This is a genomic window from Neisseria sp. P0021.S007 (genome assembly GCF_051956855.1).
Map to the genome: position 1 here is coordinate 1 of NZ_JBQCXA010000110.1, position 1,172 is coordinate 1,172.

Consider the following 1,172-nt stretch of genomic DNA (forward strand, 5'->3'; position numbering starts at 1 on the left):
CCTTTATCGTTGTTGTTCGTATTGATTGGCCTTGCCGTATTCTTTTTGGAGGGCAAGCATATTCCGCGCAAAATTTTTGTCATGCTCTGCGCCCTGGCCGCCATGTGTATTTGGCCGGCCATCCACATGGGCATTACATCGCTGATACCGACTCAATACATGGACATCTTGTTTTTTATGGCGGTGCCGGTTTTTTTCTACTTGTTTTACCAAGTGCTTATGCGCGCTGAAGATCCATTGGGCGTTATTCAGAAGTTTTTATTGGTCTTTGCCCTTTATGTTGCCATTCCACCATTTGTGGAATTGATTACCGGCATTCAGTTTGTCAGTGCCAGTGATGAACTGGCCATTAAAGAAGGCTCGCTCAAAGGGCTGTTTTTCAACCCCAACAACCTTGCTGCCACTGCCGTTTGCCTCGCACCCGCCATCCTATTTTTCTTTCAACTGCAAGGACGCAAACACAAAGAGAAACTACTGGGCTGGGGATTATATTTACTACTAGGTATGGCCATTTTTGTTTGCGTATCACGCACAGCTATTGCCTGCTACCTTTTGATTTCACTCATTTATATAGCTTATCGTAAAAATGGTTTTATTACCATTATTGCCACAGGACTGCTCGCGTTAACATTATCGATGATTCCATCCCGTGTCATCGCGGAATTTTTGCTGTCACTTAACGGCAACCCTTTTCTTGAACGTTTTTCCAGCCGCGTATACCTTTTTCTATTCGATTTAGACAGCGACAACTCTGTGTCCTACCGTCAGGAGATTTACAACTATTTTTGGAATAATCCGCCCCTGTTGCTAACCGGCTACGGACCAAAAAATTTTCGCGAATATTTCGGCGGCCATTTGAGCGACAGCTTGGGCTTTGAAAACCCGCACAGCTTCATCATCGAGCTGTATCTGGGTTTCGGCATAATTTCCCTGCTCGGCTTTATTGCATTTGTAGCGTTTTATTTCCTCTACACTGCCTCAAGCCGTGCACTAACCAACAAATCACGCGTACTGGCTTGGGTTGCCTTGGGCATTTTCTTGTTAGCAGGTTTTATTCCGTCCACCATTTTGCGTATGCCCTTCATCTGGCTACCCTGCCTGCTGATTTACATTTACAGCACATTTGTCGCATCCAAATTACAAAATCAGGCCGCTTACACATATAGCTATAC

2 protein-coding genes are annotated in these 1,172 nt (G+C 44.9%); both read left to right on the forward strand.

Translation table 11 applies throughout. The annotated features are described in order from the left end of the window. A partial coding sequence (locus tag ACTHUR_RS11510) for a hypothetical protein (protein WP_440398657.1) occupies positions 1-230 on the forward strand: 230 nt, incomplete at its 5' end. Then, a partial coding sequence (locus ACTHUR_RS11515; RefSeq protein WP_440398658.1) for an O-antigen ligase family protein occupies positions 220-1,172 on the forward strand: 953 nt, incomplete at its 3' end. The genes ACTHUR_RS11510 and ACTHUR_RS11515, both read left to right, overlap by 11 nt.